We start from the raw sequence: 16570 nt of genomic DNA, 5'->3' as shown, positions 1-16570 counted from the left end.
GTGCTTGTCAGGCCAATCGGCGCGGGGCGGGGGAGAAAGCGGTCGTGGGGACGGGGACACCGTGGCCGCGCAGCTGCTGCGCCCTGGTCACCGCGGCGGCTCCCTCCAGAAGGTTCAACGCGATCTGCGCGACCGACCGGTTGGCGGGCTCGGCGAGGTGACTGCCGGCAGTCCACCGGTTGAACGCACCCATCGCCGGGCCGCACCAGACCTGGTAGTCGGTGCGGCGGCCGGGATCGCCGGCGATGGCCCACCGGCTGGCCTTGCCCAGGTACCAGCGGAACACCAGGGCCATGCGGTGCTTGGGCTCGTTCTCGGCGCGAAGCAGCTCACCGGGGTCGTTCGCCCGCCAGAACCGGGCGGTCTCCTCCCACACATCGGCGAACGTGGCGTGCAGGACTTCGCGTTCCAGCTTCACGCGCAGCGACTCGGGTACCGCTTCCAGTGAAGGATGGTCGAGGTAGACCTCGTACAGCTTCGCCGACCGCGAGGCGTACAGCGTGCCGCGTCGCAGAACCTGCACCTTGCCGCCGAACTCGAACAGATCGGCGGCCGGCGCCATCGCGACATCCGCGATGTCGGCTCGGGCCAGCATCGCCTTGGCGTCGTCGGACAAACCGGACTCCACCGCGGACTGGTTGACCGAGCCGGTCAACACGTACGAGGCACCCAGCGAAAACGCCGCCGCCACGGCGGCCGGCGTGCCCAACCCGCCGGCCGCGCCGACGCGGATGGGGCTGCTGTAGCCGTGGCGCCGCACCACCTCGTCGCGCACCGACATTACCGCAGGCAGCACAGCCGCGAGGGGCCGGTTATCCGTGTGCCCACCGCTGTCCCCCTCCACCGTGATGTCCTCGGCCACCGGGACCTCTGCGGCGAGCCGGGCCTCCTCTGGGGTCAATGCGCCCTCGTCGACCAGCGCCCGCAGCAGGTTCGCCGGAGCGGGGGACATGAAACGCTCGGCCACGCCGGGGTGCGAAACCTTGGCGAACAGGTGAACGGAGCGGTGCACCCCATGCGGTCCACGCCGGAGGCCGGTGGCCGCGCAGCGCACGACGGCAGCGGTCGGCTCGGTGAACGCGGACACCGAGATCCGGCGGACACCCCGGCGCAGCAACAGGTCGGCAACGTGGCGCTCCACCGCCGGCTCGCCGGGCGAGTGGATCAGGTTGACACCCCAGTTGTCTCGCCCGGGCAGAGCGGAGGCCAACTCGTCCACCGCGGCGTCCACAACGGACACGGGCAAGCCGGCCGCCCCGAAGAAGGCGAGCAGGCCGGTCCGCGCCGCGGCGACCACCATGCCGACCGTGGCGATGCCGTTGGCCATCTCGCCCACCACGTAGGGGAAGCGCGTCCCGTGGTCACGGCAGAACGCGAGGTCGCCCAACCACTCGGGGTAGAGGGCCGGCAGCGTGCCGACGTGGTGGCCGTCCCCGAAGGGCGTCGCCACCGCATCGGTCATCGGGCCGAACGCCACACCGGAGTGGCCGCCGGCCGTCACCACGTGGGTCGGCTCACGCACACGTGCCGCCGCCGCGGCCAGGCCGGCGGGGTCGAAGACCACCCGGCCCGAGGCCGCGTCTCGGGGCTGTCCGCTCCGCGCCTGGGACCGCACCTCGGAACCGGCAGACATCCACTCTCCCACTCTCCGTCCCCACCGCGGATCGGTGGGGAGCCACCTGACCGAGTCTGCTTCCCTCCGATGGGCCGCATAAGCCGCCTCATCGTGCTGGCCCGGAAGCGTGATGAACCGCCGCGGCGCGTGTGGGCGGACCCCGTCCTGCCGGAGGGAAGGGACGTGGTGGGAGCGCTGCCACCACCCTGTTCGAGCCGGGTGGCCGGGTCCGAGCGCACCATTGCCGTCCCCGCGGCCGGCCCTTGATGTTGAGTACACGACAAGGCGGGTGAAAGGAATCGGTATGAGCGAGGCGAGTGGTCTGTCCCGGCGTGCTCTGCTGGCCGGTGTCGGTGCTGCGGCTACCGCGGCCGTGCTGCCCGCGTCGACGGCCTCGGCCGTGCCGGCCACGGTGCCGTCGCGGGAGGAGACGTACCGGGCGGTGGTGGTGGGCAGTGGTTTCGGCGGCTCGGTGGCGGCGTTGCGCCTGGCGCAGGCCGGCGTGCGGACGTTGGTGCTCGAGCGGGGCCGGTGGTGGAACAGCTACCCCAACGACAACACGTTTCCGCGGTTCTACCACCCCGACCGCCGGGTGAGCTGGCTGGAGCCGGCGCCGGTGATGCCCACGTCGCCGCCGGCGGTGTTCCAGCCCTACACCGGTCTGGTCGAGCGCGTCCGCGGGGTCGGCCTCAGCGTGCTGTGCGGCGCCGGTGTCGGCGGCGGTTCCCTGCACTACGAGGGCGTTTCGTTGCAGCCGTCGGAAGAACTGTTCACCCGGGTGATGCCCTCAAGCGTGGACTACGACGAGATGGCAGCGGTGTACTACCCGCGGGTCGCCGCCATGCTGGGCTACTCGCCGATCCCGGACGACGTGCTCAACCACACCCGCTACACCTCCAGCAGGCAGTTCCTCGCCGACGCCGCCCTCGCCGGGGGACAGCCGGTCCGGGTCAACCACCCGATGGACTGGGACGTGGTGCGCGCCGAACTGCGCGGCGAACTGCCGCCGTGGTCGGCGCACGGCGACGTGCTCTACGGCGTCAACAACGGCGCCCGCCACTCCACCGACAAGACCTACCTCGCCCAGGCACTGGCCACCGGACTGGTCACCATCGCCCCCCTGCACGTGGTCACCGACGTCACCGCCGGCACCGGCCACCGCTACGTCCTGCGCTGCCGCCGCATCGACACCGACGGCACCGTCCTGGAGAACGTCACCGTCGAAACCGACGCCCTGTTCCTCAACGCCGGCTCGGCCAACACCTCCCGGCTGCTCGTCCGCGCCCGGGCCACCGGCACCCTGCCCGGTCTCCCCGCCGACGTCGGCCGATACTGGGGCAACAACGGCGATCGCCTCTACCTCCGCACCAATCCTCTCCGGCCCACCCTCCCTTACCAGGGCGGCCCGTCCCCCGTCGCAATGCTGGACTGGGACGCGGACACCGGACCGGTCACCCTGTTCCACACACCCGCGCCCTTCGAGACCGAGACGTTCTCGATGTACGTCGTGGGCATGGGCATCCCGGCGGGACACGGCGAGTTCGTCTACGACCCGGTCACCGACAACGCGCAGCTGATCTGGCCACCCACCGCCGATCTCAACGTCGAAGCCGCCCTCGACGCCGCCACCCTCCGCATGACCCTCACCAGCGGCGGCGCGTTCACCCCCGGCAACGCCGCCGACCCCACCACCTTCCACCCCCTCGGCGGCGCCGTCATCGGCCCCGTCTGCGACCCGCACGGCCGCGTCCACGACAACCCCGGCCTCTACGTCACCGACGGCGCCCTCATCCCCGGCTCCACGGCCTGCTGCAACCCGTCCTGGACCATCACCGCCCTCGCCGAACGCTGCCTCGACCACATCACCGCGCACGACATCGGCACCACCATCTGAAACGAGCACCTACGACGCTCTCCGGGACCGACCGGCGGCGACCTGTCCCGGTAGCCGGGTACCTCATCAACGACGCTCCTCGTTGATGAGGTACCCGGCGTCGCGGTAGACGCCAGCGTGAACGGGCCCGATGACACCACAGGGCCGACACAGGCATCGGCCGGATATCCCACCGGCCGGCTGCCACGCGCTGGTGACGGCGAGTGTCGAGTGAGCCTGCAGCAACTCTTTCGCTCGCCGGCTGCCAGGCCCGGTGACGATCCGATCCCTTCGCTTCCGGAATGCGGCGGAGCCCGGCCCGCTCCGGGCCGGCCAGCGCAGGCTCACCAGGCGAGAGGCTAGTCACGCGAGGCGCCAACAATCTGGTGCACATCATTCGGAGGTCGCCGGCGGAGTTCATCGACCTCGATGGCGCCGCTTCCGACCGGGAAGCACCATCTCCTGGAAACCGTGTCACCTGGCCGGGGGCCGGCAAGTCCGCGGTCGGTCGCATTCCGAAACTTTCACTTCCACAGTCGGTGCGCCGCCATGTCGACGTCGTCGCATCCGCGCCGACAGACCCGATTGACGAATTGTCAGGGAGCCCGGTCAAACCCATCGCGCCGGATCCACCTCTCCCCGAAAGGAGCAGAACGAGCGCCACACCGCACTGTACACGCTCCGTAGTTCCGATTTCTGGTGTGCTGACGAGTGTGCTCCAAGCCCACCTGTCCGGTGCGCAGCACGCAGCCGACGGGCACGTTGTGTGAGCTCCTGCCGGTCGATACCACTCTGCATACCAGGGAGCGATCACGTCCGGTCTCACCCCACCGTCCGATGGCCGACCGTCCGGGTCTGCCCGTTGACTGGAACCCGAGACCAGGAGTGGGACACCTGCCCGATCACATCACCGGACGTGGTAACGACCCTGCTGCGCCGGCGACACGCGTTCGACCAGGAGAGCCGTGACACTGCGGAAGCACACGCGCAACGACCTCCTCCGCGCCTTGCTCGCAGAAGCGCGGTGGACCAACCACAACTTTTCCCTCGCGGTGAACCGCGTGGCCGCGGAAGCCGGTATCAGGCTGCACTACGACCGGACCAGCGTCTCGCACTGGCTGTCCGGAACCCGCCCGCGCCCGCCGGTGCCCACGTTCGCCGCCGAAGCGCTGTCCCGCCGGCTCGGCCGCCCGGTCTACGCGACGGACACGGGCATGGCGGACCCGGCCGCCGAGGAGGTCGACTCCGCTTTCTCAACCCGGGACTCCGGCTTCGCGGCGCTGCATCGACTGCTCAAGTCGGACCTGGAGCCGCGCCAGCGGACCGCTTTGCGCGAGCAGCCGTTCCGGGTCACCTGGGCATCGGCACCCCGGTGGTGTGAGCGCCCGGACCGACTTCGTCCCCGCCCGGCCCTCGACGGTGGCCACCAGTCCGGGCTCCTGGCGGCACTTACCGCGATGACTTCGGCCTTCGCCGCCGCCGACCGGGCGTTCGGCGGCGGCCACGCACGCTTGGCGCTCGCCGCCTACCTGGAGACCGAGACGGTCGGGTTGGCGCGTTCGACCACAGCCGAATGCACACGCGGCCAACTGATCAGCACCACGGCCGGGCTTACCGGCCTCATCGGCTTTATGTGCTTCGACGACCTGCACCACCATCTCGCCCAGCGCTACCACCGGGTAGCGCTCCTCTTGGCCGACGAGGCGGGCGACAGAACCGGCCACGCCCTGGTGCTCCGCGATATGAGTACACAGGCATGCTTCCTCGGCCACTACCGCCGCGCGGCGCGGCTGGCGGAAGCCGCGGTGGACCGGATCGGCACATCTCAGCGTCTCGGAACACGTGCAGTGCTGTCGGGGCAGGCGGCCGTCGCACATGCGGCCATGTCCGACCGCAAGACTGCACTCGCCCGGCTGGCAGCGGCCGAAAGGTACCTCGACAAAGCTGACGACCTGCGGCAACCGAACGGGGACACCGACCACGCCGACTTGAAGCACCTTACGGGCCAGGCATTGGCATCGCTGCACGACTACCGGTACGCCGAGAACGCACTGCGGGAGTCGCTGCGGTACCGGCCGGAAGCCGAACGGCGTGCGCGTTTGCTGACCACGCACCAGCTGGCCGAGCTGCAACTGCGTCAAGGCGATGCGGAACAAGCGTGTGCGACCTGGCAACGGTTCCTGGACGAATGCTCCTGGGTCCGCTCCGGACGCGTGCACTCGGCACTGCACACGTTCCGTCGGCGGCTGCATCCGCATCGCGACTACTCCGTCGTGCACCAGACGTTGGGACGGACGGAGCGGCTGACCGAGCACACCGCCGATCCACTGCGCTGGGTGAGTGGCAGCAGCCCCAGCACCACGACACTGTCATCGCGGCGATGACGCTCGACGCGGCCACACACCAGCGTCCACCTCATCCGGCTGCACAAACCCCGCACCCCGGTGCCCGCGGCCGCCGGCCTCGCCGGTCCGGGCGTTCGACCCGAGCTGCCCGGTTGGTCGCACGACACCGAATTCGGACAAGCTCTCGCAGACGTCACCACTGTCGGCATGCTCCAGCCGCCGCCGGGCAGTGCTCCGCCGATGCGCAAGGCGACACCGCCGCTGGTCAACCGCGGTCGACGCCCCACGCCGGCAAGTTCCGTGGGAATTCGAACTGATGAAGGCCGCGGCCGCGGTCAGCGCCGGACGGCAGGCACGCCCCTCTCGTAAAGAGCGCTCACCCCATGCCTGTACGGCAGGACACGGTGGCAGCTCTTCAGGTGGTACTCGACCCGGTGATCCAGGTCGCCGAGCGCGAAGTCGACCTACTGACCGCCGCGGGGGTTGCGGCTGGTGAGCACCTGTTTGCCCAGGAAGTCGAGCTCGGGCTTGCCGGCGACGGTGGGCATGCCCTTGCGGCCCGGTGCGAACGAGCAGCCCGTGCAGACGCCCCGCAGCCCTCGTGCACAGGGATGAATGTGTAGACAACACCACGACTCTCGCACCGAGGTAGATACCGATGTGCGCGAGCAGCCACACCACTTCGAGCCGGCGGCCTTTGACCTCGCCGTGCCCCGCTCATCGGATGCCGGCCGTCCGATGCAAGCACAGCCCTTCGAGCAGGAGCGATGGGAAAAACAGCGCTGCATGGTGCTTCGAGTCCGACGCACGCACTCCGCTTGTCTCCCCCATCGCCCCTCACCTTCGCGCAAGGCGTCCGAGCCGGTCAGCGTCGACCCTGCCGGCCTCGCACCCGTCGCCACCTCGGCGGCCTGCCATGGCGACAGCTCTCGCGTCGGCTTGAACTCACTTTGGAGGACTCGCTGCCTCGGTTCCATCACTCACAGTGCCCACCCCCGCCGGGCCTCGACCGGCAGGCCGGACCGGAACACCGATTCGGAAGGCCCAAGTTGCCCGTGGAGCGCGGCTCGCTCACGCGACACTCACCGCTACCACCGCGTCGCTGAAGACCTGGCAGAGCCGACCCGGATAAGCAGCGCCGCCGATGGTCAGAAACGTGAAAGCCCGGCGGTCGCAGGTCCCACGTCACTGCCCATTCGAGTGAAATCCTTACGACATGGGGGCCACGATCCCCTGTCCGCGCTTGCAATGAGAATATTCCTGATTGACTCTGAAATGAGAATATTCCAGCACTGGAAGTCTCTTGACAGAGGGGTGACTGTGATACAGTACCGTCCGGAGCAGGTCGGGGACGCATTCCCCGCTTCCGATTGGCAGAAACCGACGCCATGCGGCCCGAACTCCGGCGACTGCGTCGAAGTCAACCTCGCCCACCCGGCCCTGGTTGCCGTGCGCGACACCAAACTGCCCGCCAGTCCTGTTCTCGTGTTCGACACCCACGAGTGGCAGGTTTTTATCGACGCAGTCCGGGCCGGCCAGTTCGATCACCACCGGCGATCGCATACCAATCGTGAGCCCTTCCCATCATCCTCACCCAAAAGCGTGAAGGCGGATCGCGAAGGCAGCCCTACTGGGCACAGCATGCAACTGTAACAAGCATGGGCCCTCATGCGGCGCCTACAATGGGGAAGTCCCCACTGAAGGGATAACGCGCCTATGGCTCCGAGCAAGCAGGCCGAGACAACCCAGCGCCGCGAACTGGGCAACTTGATCAAAGCTGCCCGCACAGCGGCCGGCATGAGCCAAGACGACCTCAGCGACGCCTGCAGGTACGCCCAAGCCCACATCTCGAAGATGGAGCGCGGACTCCGAGTGAGCGAGTACGTGCTGGAGGCCATCTTGTCCGTACTCGACGTCGAACCCACGACCGCCGAACTCATGCGCACGCTCAACATCGTCAACTCCAAGGGTGCGCGTTCACGACGGCGCCACGTAGCGACCCCGCGCTGGTTCACCCCCATCCTCGACGCCGAGCTGGACGCGACGACCATCCACGCCTGGACCGGCGAGCGGCTCAAGGGACTACTGCAGTCCGAGGCTTACATGATCGAACAGTTCACCGCCCACGGCCGCACCACCGCCCTCGACGACGCAGTGTTCGAACGCCGAGAACGCGCCGACATCTTTCCCGCCAATCCGGAACGGCACTATGAATTCATCACCAGCGAGAGTGCGGTAGAACGCCTGCTGCTCAGCAAGACCACCGATCCCCTCGTCGCCGTTGACCAGATCAAGCATCTCATCCAACTGCCGGCCAAGCACCGCTGCGTGATCATTCGCATCGTTCCATTCATGAATGCCCTGTACGTTCCGCCCGACTTCACGATCCTGGGGTTCAAGGACGACAACTTGAACTTCGGCCACACCGAGACCGTGTACGGAGTCGTAAAGAAAGACGCGAAAACCACCGAGTACAAAGAGTTCACCGATAACTGGCGAATCGTCAACGACGCCGCTCTCAATGCGACGGCATCCATGGAATTGCTTCACCAGGCCTTACGCCGAGCGAGTTCACCCTGAGCCACCCGACGAACCCGGCAACACCTGCAACACTCCGAAGTACCCACCGGATCGACACGAGGGAGCAGCACTGTGACCGATCTCGAGCAGGAACCCTTCCCGCCTCCCGGAGTCGACCTCAGCCGCCCCAGCATCGCGCGGATCTACGACTACTACCTCGGCGGCGACACCAACTGGGAGATCGACCGCCAATTCGCAGAACGCGTCCTCGAGAACTACCCGATTCTTCGGCCCGTAGCCCGCGCCAACAGGAGGTTTCTCCACAGAGCGGTCCGCCACCTGACCCAGGTGGGGATCCGGCAGTTCATCGATATCGGATCCGGCGTACCCACCATGGGACACGCCCACGAGATCGCCGACCAAGTCGCTCCCGGCGAGGTCCGTGTCGCCTACGTCGACTACGAGCCCGTGGCCGTCGCCCACTCACGTACCCTGCTCCGCGAACACGGCGACGAAGACCGGCACACCGTCATCCACGCCGACATGCGAGCACCCGACCGGCTCTGGGAAAAAATCGCCGACTCCGGCGTCATCGACTTCACTCAGCCAGTGGCACTGCTGCTCATCGCCGTCCTCCACATCCGTCAACCTCCGGCCGATCCCTCCCAAGGCTCAGCCGACCTCGGGCCCAGCCTGGTTGCCCGGTACCGCGAATTGCTCCCCCCGAACTCCTACCTCGGGATATCCCACATCACCGACCAAGGCGTCCCCGACGACTTCGCCTCCATGCTCGTCGATCTCAAGGCCATGTACGACAAGTCCGGCAATCCCATCATCTTCCGAGACCGCAGCCAAATCACCGATTTCTTCGGCGACTTCACGATCATCGATCCGGGAGTCACTTGGACGCCCCTGTGGCACCCCGAATTGGCGAGCGATAACGACATCGAGACATGCCTGCGAGACCCGAGCAGATCCATCGCCCTCGCGGGCGTCGCACGTAAATCTTCCTAAGAGTGTGTCTCACATGGATCTTGACGGAGGTGTGGGCAAAGGTGGCGGGATGTCACGAGTGGACGATCGGGCAGTGGTCACCGCGATCGTGTTCGTGCTGACCAGTGGGTGCGCCTGGCGCCGTCTGCCGCCCAACTTCGGAGTCACCGTACCGACAGCGCATCGCCGGTTCACCGAGTGGACCAAAGCCGGACTGTGGTGGCAGCTGCACCAGGCGGTACTGGACGAACTGGGCAGCAAAGGCATGATCGACTGGTCGCGTGCCGTCCTCGGCGGAGCATCCGTCCGGGTAAAAAGGGGCGGACTGACCGGCCCGAACCCGGTCGACCGCGGCAAACCCGGCTCGAAGATCCACGCTCTGTCCGACCGAGCCGGCATACCCTTGACCTTCGGCATCTCTGCGGTCAACACCCACGACAGTCACGCGCTCAAACCCCTGGTCAATGCGCTGCCTGCGATCCGGTTCCGCCGCGGGATCATCCCGCGCACCGCCCGCAAAGGCATCGAATCCGGTGACGAACTCGGCAAACACCGGTGGGTCATCGAACGGACGATCGCCTGGCTGAGCGGCTATCGACGACTGACCATCCGCTACGAACGCAACCCAGCCACTTCCTGGCCTTCCCCACCCTCGGTGCCGCCATCACCTGCTACAAGAAAATCGCCAGATGAGACACGCTCTTAAGTAGCCGATGACAGGACGTTGGCTTGCGCGCTTCGTTTGGTTGACCGCTGTCCTCCACGGGAGGCACCGGCCTCACCGAGGCCGGCGACCGTGAACTCAGCTGCTCATCCCGGCGAGTCTGCGGTAACGGCACACCCAGGTCAACGGGGCCGGCACTCGCTAGTTGGTGACACCCTTTCACGAGAGCGGGCCAGCATACTCCAGAATCCTGCTGCGGGTCAGCCTCCAACACCGTGGCCTGGGCAGGTGATCTGATAGCGCTGCCGTGGGGACAGGATCTGTGACGGTTCTTGTAACCCTCGCCGTATCTGGACTACCCGGGTTGTTCTGCTGGCGGCAGAACACCGGCCGGACCGGGGTCGACGATCACTACAGTCCAGACTCATGACAACGATCACGACGCGCACGGTCGAGTATCCGGCCGACGGTCTTACGATGATCGGGCACCTCGCGCTCCCGGCCGGTGTCGATCGCCGGCCCGCGGTGCTGCTCGGACCAGAGGGCATGGGACTCAGCGACGTCGAGCGCCGCAGGGCGGATGCTCTCGCCGAGCTGGGATATGTAGCGCTGGCCTTCGACCTTCACGGTGGGCGCTATTTGGGCGACCCCGAGCAGATGCTGGCCCGTTGCCTGCCGCTGCTCGCCGACCCCGACCGGATGCGAGGCGTCGGCCACGCGGCGCTCGACGTGTTGCGCGCCGAACCGCGGACCGACCCCGACCGGATAGCCGCCGTCGGCTACGGCACCGGGGGCGCCATCGCGCTGGAACTCGGGCGCGATGGGGTCAACCTGCGCGCGATCGGGACAGTCAACGCAACTACCACGGGCCGGCCGGGCGAGGCGGCGCGCATTCGCTGCCCGGTGTGGGCCGGGGTCGGGTCGGAAGACCCGATCATGCCACCCGCGCAACGGAACGCGTTCACCGCTGAGATGCAGGCCGCGGGCGTCGACTGGCGCCTCACGGTCTACGGCGGCGCCTTGCACGCCTTCCACCACCCGCCGGTCGACCACCCCACCGTCCCCGGCGTCGGCTACCACCTACAGCACGCGCAGCGAGCCTGGCGCGACGTCGTCGACCTGCTCGCCGAGTGCCTGCCCCTGACGGAGGACCTGGGGATATGACCCAGGCAACCACGACGGTGCCTTGTCTGGTCGGCGTCCGGCTCTGACAGCTCTCCCCTCAAGTCCGCACCGCGGAACCGCACTGCCGCAGCCGCCTACGAGTGCCCGCACCCGGCCGGTTGTCGTTGTCGCCCTGCCGGAAGGCGTCTCTGAGGTGAGCCGGATGACGGTCCGGGGTTGCGGTCGGGTATCCCCCGCCCGGGTGTTCATGATCGGCAGGCTCGTCACGACCACGAGCGGCGACGGTGTCACCGACGCACACTATTTCGGTGCCGCGTGCGGGCTTCACCACTTTCACCTGCGGCCGTGCGGCAGAGGGCGGCACCTGGGGAAAGCGGTGTGCCGGGCTCGTGTCGGGGGCGAGCCCGGCCCCACCAGCTTCACGGGCCGCGGCGGCCCGACAGCGTCAGAACACTCGCCCAAGCACTGCCGGCACCGAGACCCTCCGCCTGACCCGTCCCTTCGGTACTGCCAGCAGGCATCGTCGACAACCTGGTCAACGCCCTGTTCTGCGGGTGGGGCGGCGTGCTCTCCGACTGGTTCGGGCGGCGCCTAGTCCTGCTGGCCGCCAACACCATCGGCATTCCGTGGGCCCTTCTGCTGTTCCGGTCCTCGCCGCAGGCACGATCGGCGCCTTATACCTCGGCTTGATCGTGACGTTCATGATCGCCGGAGTCGGCTTCGGCGTGGCCAGGTCCTTCCTGTCCGAACTGTTCCCGACTCGCTACCGCTACACCGCCGTTCGCCTGTCCTACAGCCTTGGCGGCGTACTCGGCGGCGCCATCCCGCCACTGGTCGCTGCGAGCATCGGCAGCTACGGCAGCGTCACCTGCGGCGTCCTGCTTACTGCTTAGTCGGTCTGCTTTGCACGCTGGCTTTGCGCGAGACGCGGGGCAGCGAGCTCATCGACCCGGTCGGAAGCAAAGCCGGTCTCCGGCTTTGCCCGCCGGACGTGTGTTCGGCTTGTCCGATCCGTCGCCGACCGCGTGCGGGCGGGGTGAGGCGAAGAACATCCCGCACGTCACGCCGGGTGCAAGGTGGCGCAGGCTTCGGCGAGCGAACCGGCCCGGATCACCAGCCGAATATCACCGTTCGCGGGGATTCTTCCTAGGAACCACGTGTTACTCAGCGACGTCCGGCGTCGAGTGAGCCATCATCCCCGATGATCATGCAGCCCACCGACCAGGGCCGATCGCGCCGTACTCGTCTCGCCCCATAGATCGACGGCGCCCCACCGCGTGGCGCTGGACTTCGACGCGAACTCGTTCGGCCGGCGCTTGCAGGATGATGACGTCCTCGTGGGCGATGAGGTGCAGTGGCATCCCGGCCTCGCGCTGCTTGCGAATGAAATCACGCTGGAAGAAGCTGCTGCGTGCGACCAAGTCAGCGTCGGCGACCCGGGCCAGCAACGCGACGCAGCGCTCGACCGGCGTCAACCCTGCGGCGACGCCGCACCCGATCACTTGGGATGGCAGGTCGATCAGCTCGGCATGCTCGCGCCACGGCCGGACCGTGATCGCCACGTAGCCACCCGGACGCAGAACGCGCGCGCACGCGGTGAGGATGCGGGTGAAGCCGGCCAGCAGGCGGTGGTGGCCGATGTTGGCGAGGTTGCCGCGGTCCAGTGCGCTGCCGTAGCGGTAGTGGTGCTTGCGGACCTTGCCGTCCTCGGTCTCCCGGTCGGTCTTGACCTGTCCGTGCACCGACGGGCCGTACGGCGGCGACGTCACCACCAACGCGACCTTGCCGACGTACTCATCTGGCAGCAGCGTCTCGAGTTGGCGGGCGTCGCCCCGGACGACCTGGCCGTCGTGGTCGTGGCCGCGCTTACGCGCGAAGCGCAGATTCGCGCGGGCGATGTCGGCCCAGTGCGGCTCGTACTCGACGCCAACTGCATGGCGGCCGAGGTCTATTGCCTCGATCAGGGTGGTGCCGATCCCGCACATCGGGTCCAGCACCAGCTCGCCCGGCCTCGTGTAGTGCTCGATCGCGTGCGCGGCGACGGCGGGCAGCATCTTGGCCGGGTGGGCGGTCGACTCCGGCACATACCGGCCCTTGCGCTGCGCGGCCGGCGAACTCTGGGCCGTCGCCCACACCGACACTGGCCGCTCCTCCCGATCCGTGCGGGCGAGCGGGACGCTCGCCCTTTGTCCGACGGCGCCGTCGGACACGGGCGAGGTGGTATCGAGGGCGTCGATGAACGCGCGCGATAGCGGCATGGTTGGCTCGTCGACCGGCAACGGCGCCGTGCTCGGTGTGGTGGTCATGAGGGTGCACCTGTCCTTCGGCTGTTCGGTCATCGGAGGTCTGCGGCGTCGGCGTGGGCCTGGGCGAAGAGCAGGACGTCGCCGTGTACGCGCGTGTGCGGCTCGGGCGAACCGAGCCGCTGCGCGCGCTGGCTTACGTCGTCGCGCACCGACCCAACGGTTTGCGGTGGCGGCTGGAGGCGGCCGTTCCGGATCGAGGTGTGCAGGGTGACGATGTGCTGGAGGTAGAGCAGGTCGGCGTTCTGCGCGGCGGCGACCATCGCTCCGGACTGGTCGATCAGGCGCCCGGTCGACCAGTCGGTGTGGGTGTAGACGGCGAGGATGCCGCCGAATACAAGCATGCGGGCGGCCGCGATCGCGCACCACCTGTTCTTCGGCGAGTTCATCGACTACCTGACGAAAACCGCGGCCACCAAGCCGGCTCCGTTCAGCCGGGACGCCGTCCTCGGCCACCACGAGCGGGCGCGAGGGGCGTTCAGCCGGTGCTACCGGCGTTTCGTCGAAGAAAACGCCGTTACGGTGGTCATTCCCCTGGACACCGTCGAAGTCGTCCGCAACACGTTCTTCCTCACCCAGCTCCACCGCTGGATGCGTGAGCTGCCCGCCACGCTCGTCGTTCTCTCGGGCCGGCCCGCGGCCGACCGGAGCGACGCCATCAAAGAGATCTTCGCCGACAACGAGTCCAAGCTCCGGACCGTCACCGTGACGGTTACCGGATTCACCGATGCCGAGGCAGGGCGGTTTCTCACCGACAGCGACATCAGCCCAGACCTGAGCCCGGCACTCATCCAGGCTCTGGTGTCGCTCACCAACGGTCACCCGCTCTGGCTGGAGCTCGCCGTCGACTACCTCCGGAAGTTCGATCTGCCGCCCGAACTGGAAGAGCCGTCGCCCCACGACGACGAGCTGCGCGACCGGTTCCGGCGGCGCATGGTGACGCCCTTCCGCAGCGCGGACTTCTGGCCCGAGGCGATCAAGCGGCTCGCGGTCGTGCGGCACAGCGTCGACGAGGACATCTGGCGCGCGATCATGGCCGACCGCGCCCTGCCGCCCGAATACCGCGGTGACTGGGGGCTCGCCTGGGAGACGCTGCGCACGCAGCCCTGGGTCCGCCGCGTGCCAACGGACGCGACGTGACCCTGCACGACGCACTGGCCGAGGAGCTGACCAAGCGCCTGATCCCGTTGCACGACCAGGACGAGACCTGGCGGACACAGCTCTGGCGCACGGCTGCGGCCGCGTTCGGTGTCGCCGCGGCCGACTACCCGGACGTCATCGCCGCCATGGACCAGCTGCTCGTCGACGACCCGGAGCAGAACCCGACGGCCATGCAGCAGGTGGCCAAGCTCGACGTGCATAAACGCCGGATGGACCAGCTGCGCGCGGCGCGGCTGCACTACCTCTTGCTCAGCGACATCGATCGCGGCACCGAGGTGTTCGCCACCCAGTTCGACGCCGCGGTCGCCCGCAACGACCTGCACTTCATGGAGCTGGCCAACCACGAGCTGGACCGGTTCGTGGGCCCGCACACCACAGCCAAGCCGGCGTTCGACGCGATCAGCATGGTGATCGACCGCTGTCGGCTCTGGCTGAGGGACAATCCCGAGCGATTGCTGGCACTCGGCCTCAACGCCGCCCGGTACCTGATCCAGAGCTCTCAGCCCCTACCGGCCGTCGTACTGCTCAACTCCTTGCCCGACAGCGAAGACACCCTGCTGGCCTACCGGCTGGCACAGGAACACGGCAACGCCTGCATGCGCATCCCCGGGCAGGTCACCGACGCGGGCGCCCACTTCGAGCAGGCGCTGGCCCACGCCGGGGCCATGGCTTCCCCGGACCGCGAACGGCTCATCGCGGAGGCCCGCAAAGAACTGGGTTTCTACGCACGCAACATCGGGCTCTGGAGCGAAGCCGACGACCACTACCTCCACGCGTGCAACGCCATCACCGACATCGTGCACCCGGGCGGTGACGAGGAAGATCGGGCCGAGCTGGCCTCGATCCGGACGAACTGGGCGTACCTGAAGGCATTGCAAGGCGACTACGAGCAGGCTCACGGGTTGGTGGAGAGCGCGCTGGACGTTCGCAGGAAGCTCAACCGTCCCCTGGGCATGGCCATCTCGCTGAGCACGGCCGGCGAGGTCTGCCGGTACGACCAGCAATACGCCACCGCGTGGGACCACTACCAGCGGGCCGAGGTCCTGTTCGTCACACTGCGCAACGTCCCCTGGCTCGGCCAGATCTACCAGGAACAGGCGATCTGCCTGTTCCAGGCGGCGAAGAACAACCTCGCGCTGGACGAGCGGCCGTTGGAACGGGCCAAGGACCTGATCGAGCGTTCCCTCACCATCTGCGAGGAACGGGCGGTTCGCTGGTATCCCTCCGCGCTGAACCGGGCAGGCCGCATCTTCGGTGCGGAGGATCCGGATCGCGGGCTCGACTATCTCCGGGGCGCGGTCGAGCAGGCGGAGAAGGTGGCGGACGGCTGGTTCCTGTCCGCCAGCCTGATCGAACTGCTCGAACTGTGCTACCGGACTTGGACGCGGACCAGGGAAAGCCGGTACCGCCAGGAGATCAGTGCCCGACAGCCGCAGGTGCTCAAGGCCATCGAGCGCTACAGCTTCGCCGACCTGAAACCACGGTGGGACCTGCTCACCGGCCACCTGGCCGTGCACGACGCGCTCGCCCGCAAGGACCACGGGGCACTGAACCGGACGGTGCCGAAGTACGCGACGGCACTGCTCGAACTGGACGAGCACCGCGTCGGTTCGCACGGCAAGGCGGCGCTCACCGCCGAGTTCACTCGATTCGGGGAACTGTTCCAGAAGCCGCCCGCCGATGTACAGCGAAGTTGGTACGCACACCTGCGCACCGCATGGTCTGCACGACGGACCAACGACCCCGCAGACACACTTCTGGCCCGGCTGGACCGGCTCTACTGAAGCTGAGCCGGCACGCGACCTGCCCGTGAGAGGCTACTTTGCATGATGTGGACGGAGCTCGCGTGATTGCGTTGTCCATCTTGGACATCCCGGACGAGCCGGAGAATTTGGTGCACGCCTGTGAGGACTGTGCGTGCCCGCCGAGCGGTGAACGGGTCCGGCGTACGCTGCCCGCCCTGCCGGAAGG

Annotated in this window: 11 protein-coding genes and 2 pseudogenes; 10 read left to right on the top strand and 3 right to left on the bottom strand. The window is 68.0% G+C overall.

What is annotated here, in order from left to right; translation table 11 throughout:
- Positions 1-7: 7 nt before the first annotated feature.
- Entirely contained in the window at positions 8-1633 is a 1626-nt protein-coding gene (locus AB0M93_RS00190) for a PfaD family polyunsaturated fatty acid/polyketide biosynthesis protein (protein WP_364266231.1), read from the bottom strand.
- Positions 1634-1919: 286 nt separating this feature from the next.
- Between AB0M93_RS00190 and AB0M93_RS00185 the strand changes: the two genes are divergently transcribed.
- From AB0M93_RS00185 to AB0M93_RS00150, 8 genes and pseudogenes are all read left to right on the top strand, one after another.
- Complete coding sequence (locus AB0M93_RS00185) at positions 1920-3509, top strand: GMC oxidoreductase (protein ID WP_364266228.1); 1590 nt, start codon at positions 1920-1922, stop codon at positions 3507-3509.
- Between the two features lie 944 nt (positions 3510-4453).
- The gene (locus AB0M93_RS00180; protein ID WP_364266225.1) at positions 4454-5872 is read left to right on the top strand and encodes a hypothetical protein; all 1419 of its coding nucleotides are present in this window, start codon (positions 4454-4456) and stop codon (positions 5870-5872) included.
- Positions 5873-7153: 1281 nt separating this feature from the next.
- A pseudogene (locus tag AB0M93_RS00175) lies at positions 7154-7378 on the top strand (DUF397 domain-containing protein); the annotation flags it as partial.
- Positions 7379-7549: 171 nt separating this feature from the next.
- The gene (locus AB0M93_RS00170) at positions 7550-8413 is read left to right on the top strand and encodes a Scr1 family TA system antitoxin-like transcriptional regulator (protein ID WP_364266222.1); all 864 of its coding nucleotides are present in this window, start codon (positions 7550-7552) and stop codon (positions 8411-8413) included.
- Between the two features lie 72 nt (positions 8414-8485).
- Positions 8486-9367, top strand: a complete 882-nt coding sequence (locus AB0M93_RS00165; RefSeq protein ID WP_364266219.1) for an SAM-dependent methyltransferase — start codon at positions 8486-8488, stop codon at positions 9365-9367.
- A gap of 37 nt (positions 9368-9404) precedes the next feature.
- Positions 9405-10039, top strand: a pseudogene (locus AB0M93_RS00160) (IS5 family transposase); the annotation flags it as partial.
- 397 nt (positions 10040-10436) lie between these two features.
- The gene (locus tag AB0M93_RS00155; RefSeq protein ID WP_364266216.1) at positions 10437-11174 is read left to right on the top strand and encodes a dienelactone hydrolase family protein; all 738 of its coding nucleotides are present in this window, start codon (positions 10437-10439) and stop codon (positions 11172-11174) included.
- A gap of 662 nt (positions 11175-11836) precedes the next feature.
- Positions 11837-12028 carry a hypothetical protein gene (locus tag AB0M93_RS00150; protein ID WP_364266213.1) on the top strand — a complete coding sequence of 64 codons (192 nt, stop codon included), beginning with the start codon at positions 11837-11839 and terminating at the stop codon, positions 12026-12028.
- Between the two features lie 312 nt (positions 12029-12340).
- Here AB0M93_RS00150 and AB0M93_RS00145 read toward each other — a convergent pair whose 3' ends face one another.
- Complete coding sequence (locus tag AB0M93_RS00145) at positions 12341-13441, bottom strand: DNA methyltransferase (RefSeq protein ID WP_364266210.1); 1101 nt, start codon at positions 13439-13441, stop codon at positions 12341-12343.
- Positions 13442-13470: 29 nt separating this feature from the next.
- Complete coding sequence (locus AB0M93_RS00140; protein ID WP_364266207.1) at positions 13471-13782, bottom strand: hypothetical protein; 312 nt, start codon at positions 13780-13782, stop codon at positions 13471-13473.
- Between AB0M93_RS00140 and AB0M93_RS00135 the strand changes: the two genes are divergently transcribed.
- Both AB0M93_RS00135 and AB0M93_RS00130 read left to right on the top strand, forming a co-directional pair.
- Positions 13763-14578: a hypothetical protein gene (locus AB0M93_RS00135; RefSeq protein ID WP_364266204.1), complete on the top strand. Its 816-nt coding sequence runs from the start codon at positions 13763-13765 to the stop codon at positions 14576-14578. The genes AB0M93_RS00140 and AB0M93_RS00135 overlap by 20 nt on opposite strands.
- The gene (locus AB0M93_RS00130) at positions 14575-16383 is read left to right on the top strand and encodes a tetratricopeptide repeat protein (protein WP_364266201.1); all 1809 of its coding nucleotides are present in this window, start codon (positions 14575-14577) and stop codon (positions 16381-16383) included. The genes AB0M93_RS00135 and AB0M93_RS00130 overlap by 4 nt, the downstream gene beginning before the upstream one ends.
- Positions 16384-16570: the final 187 nt, after the last annotated feature.

The sequence above is a fragment of the Amycolatopsis sp. NPDC051102 genome (assembly GCF_040682815.1).
GTDB lineage: Bacteria > Actinomycetota > Actinomycetes > Mycobacteriales > Pseudonocardiaceae > Amycolatopsis.
This window is presented reverse-complemented; position numbering and strand designations above follow the sequence as displayed.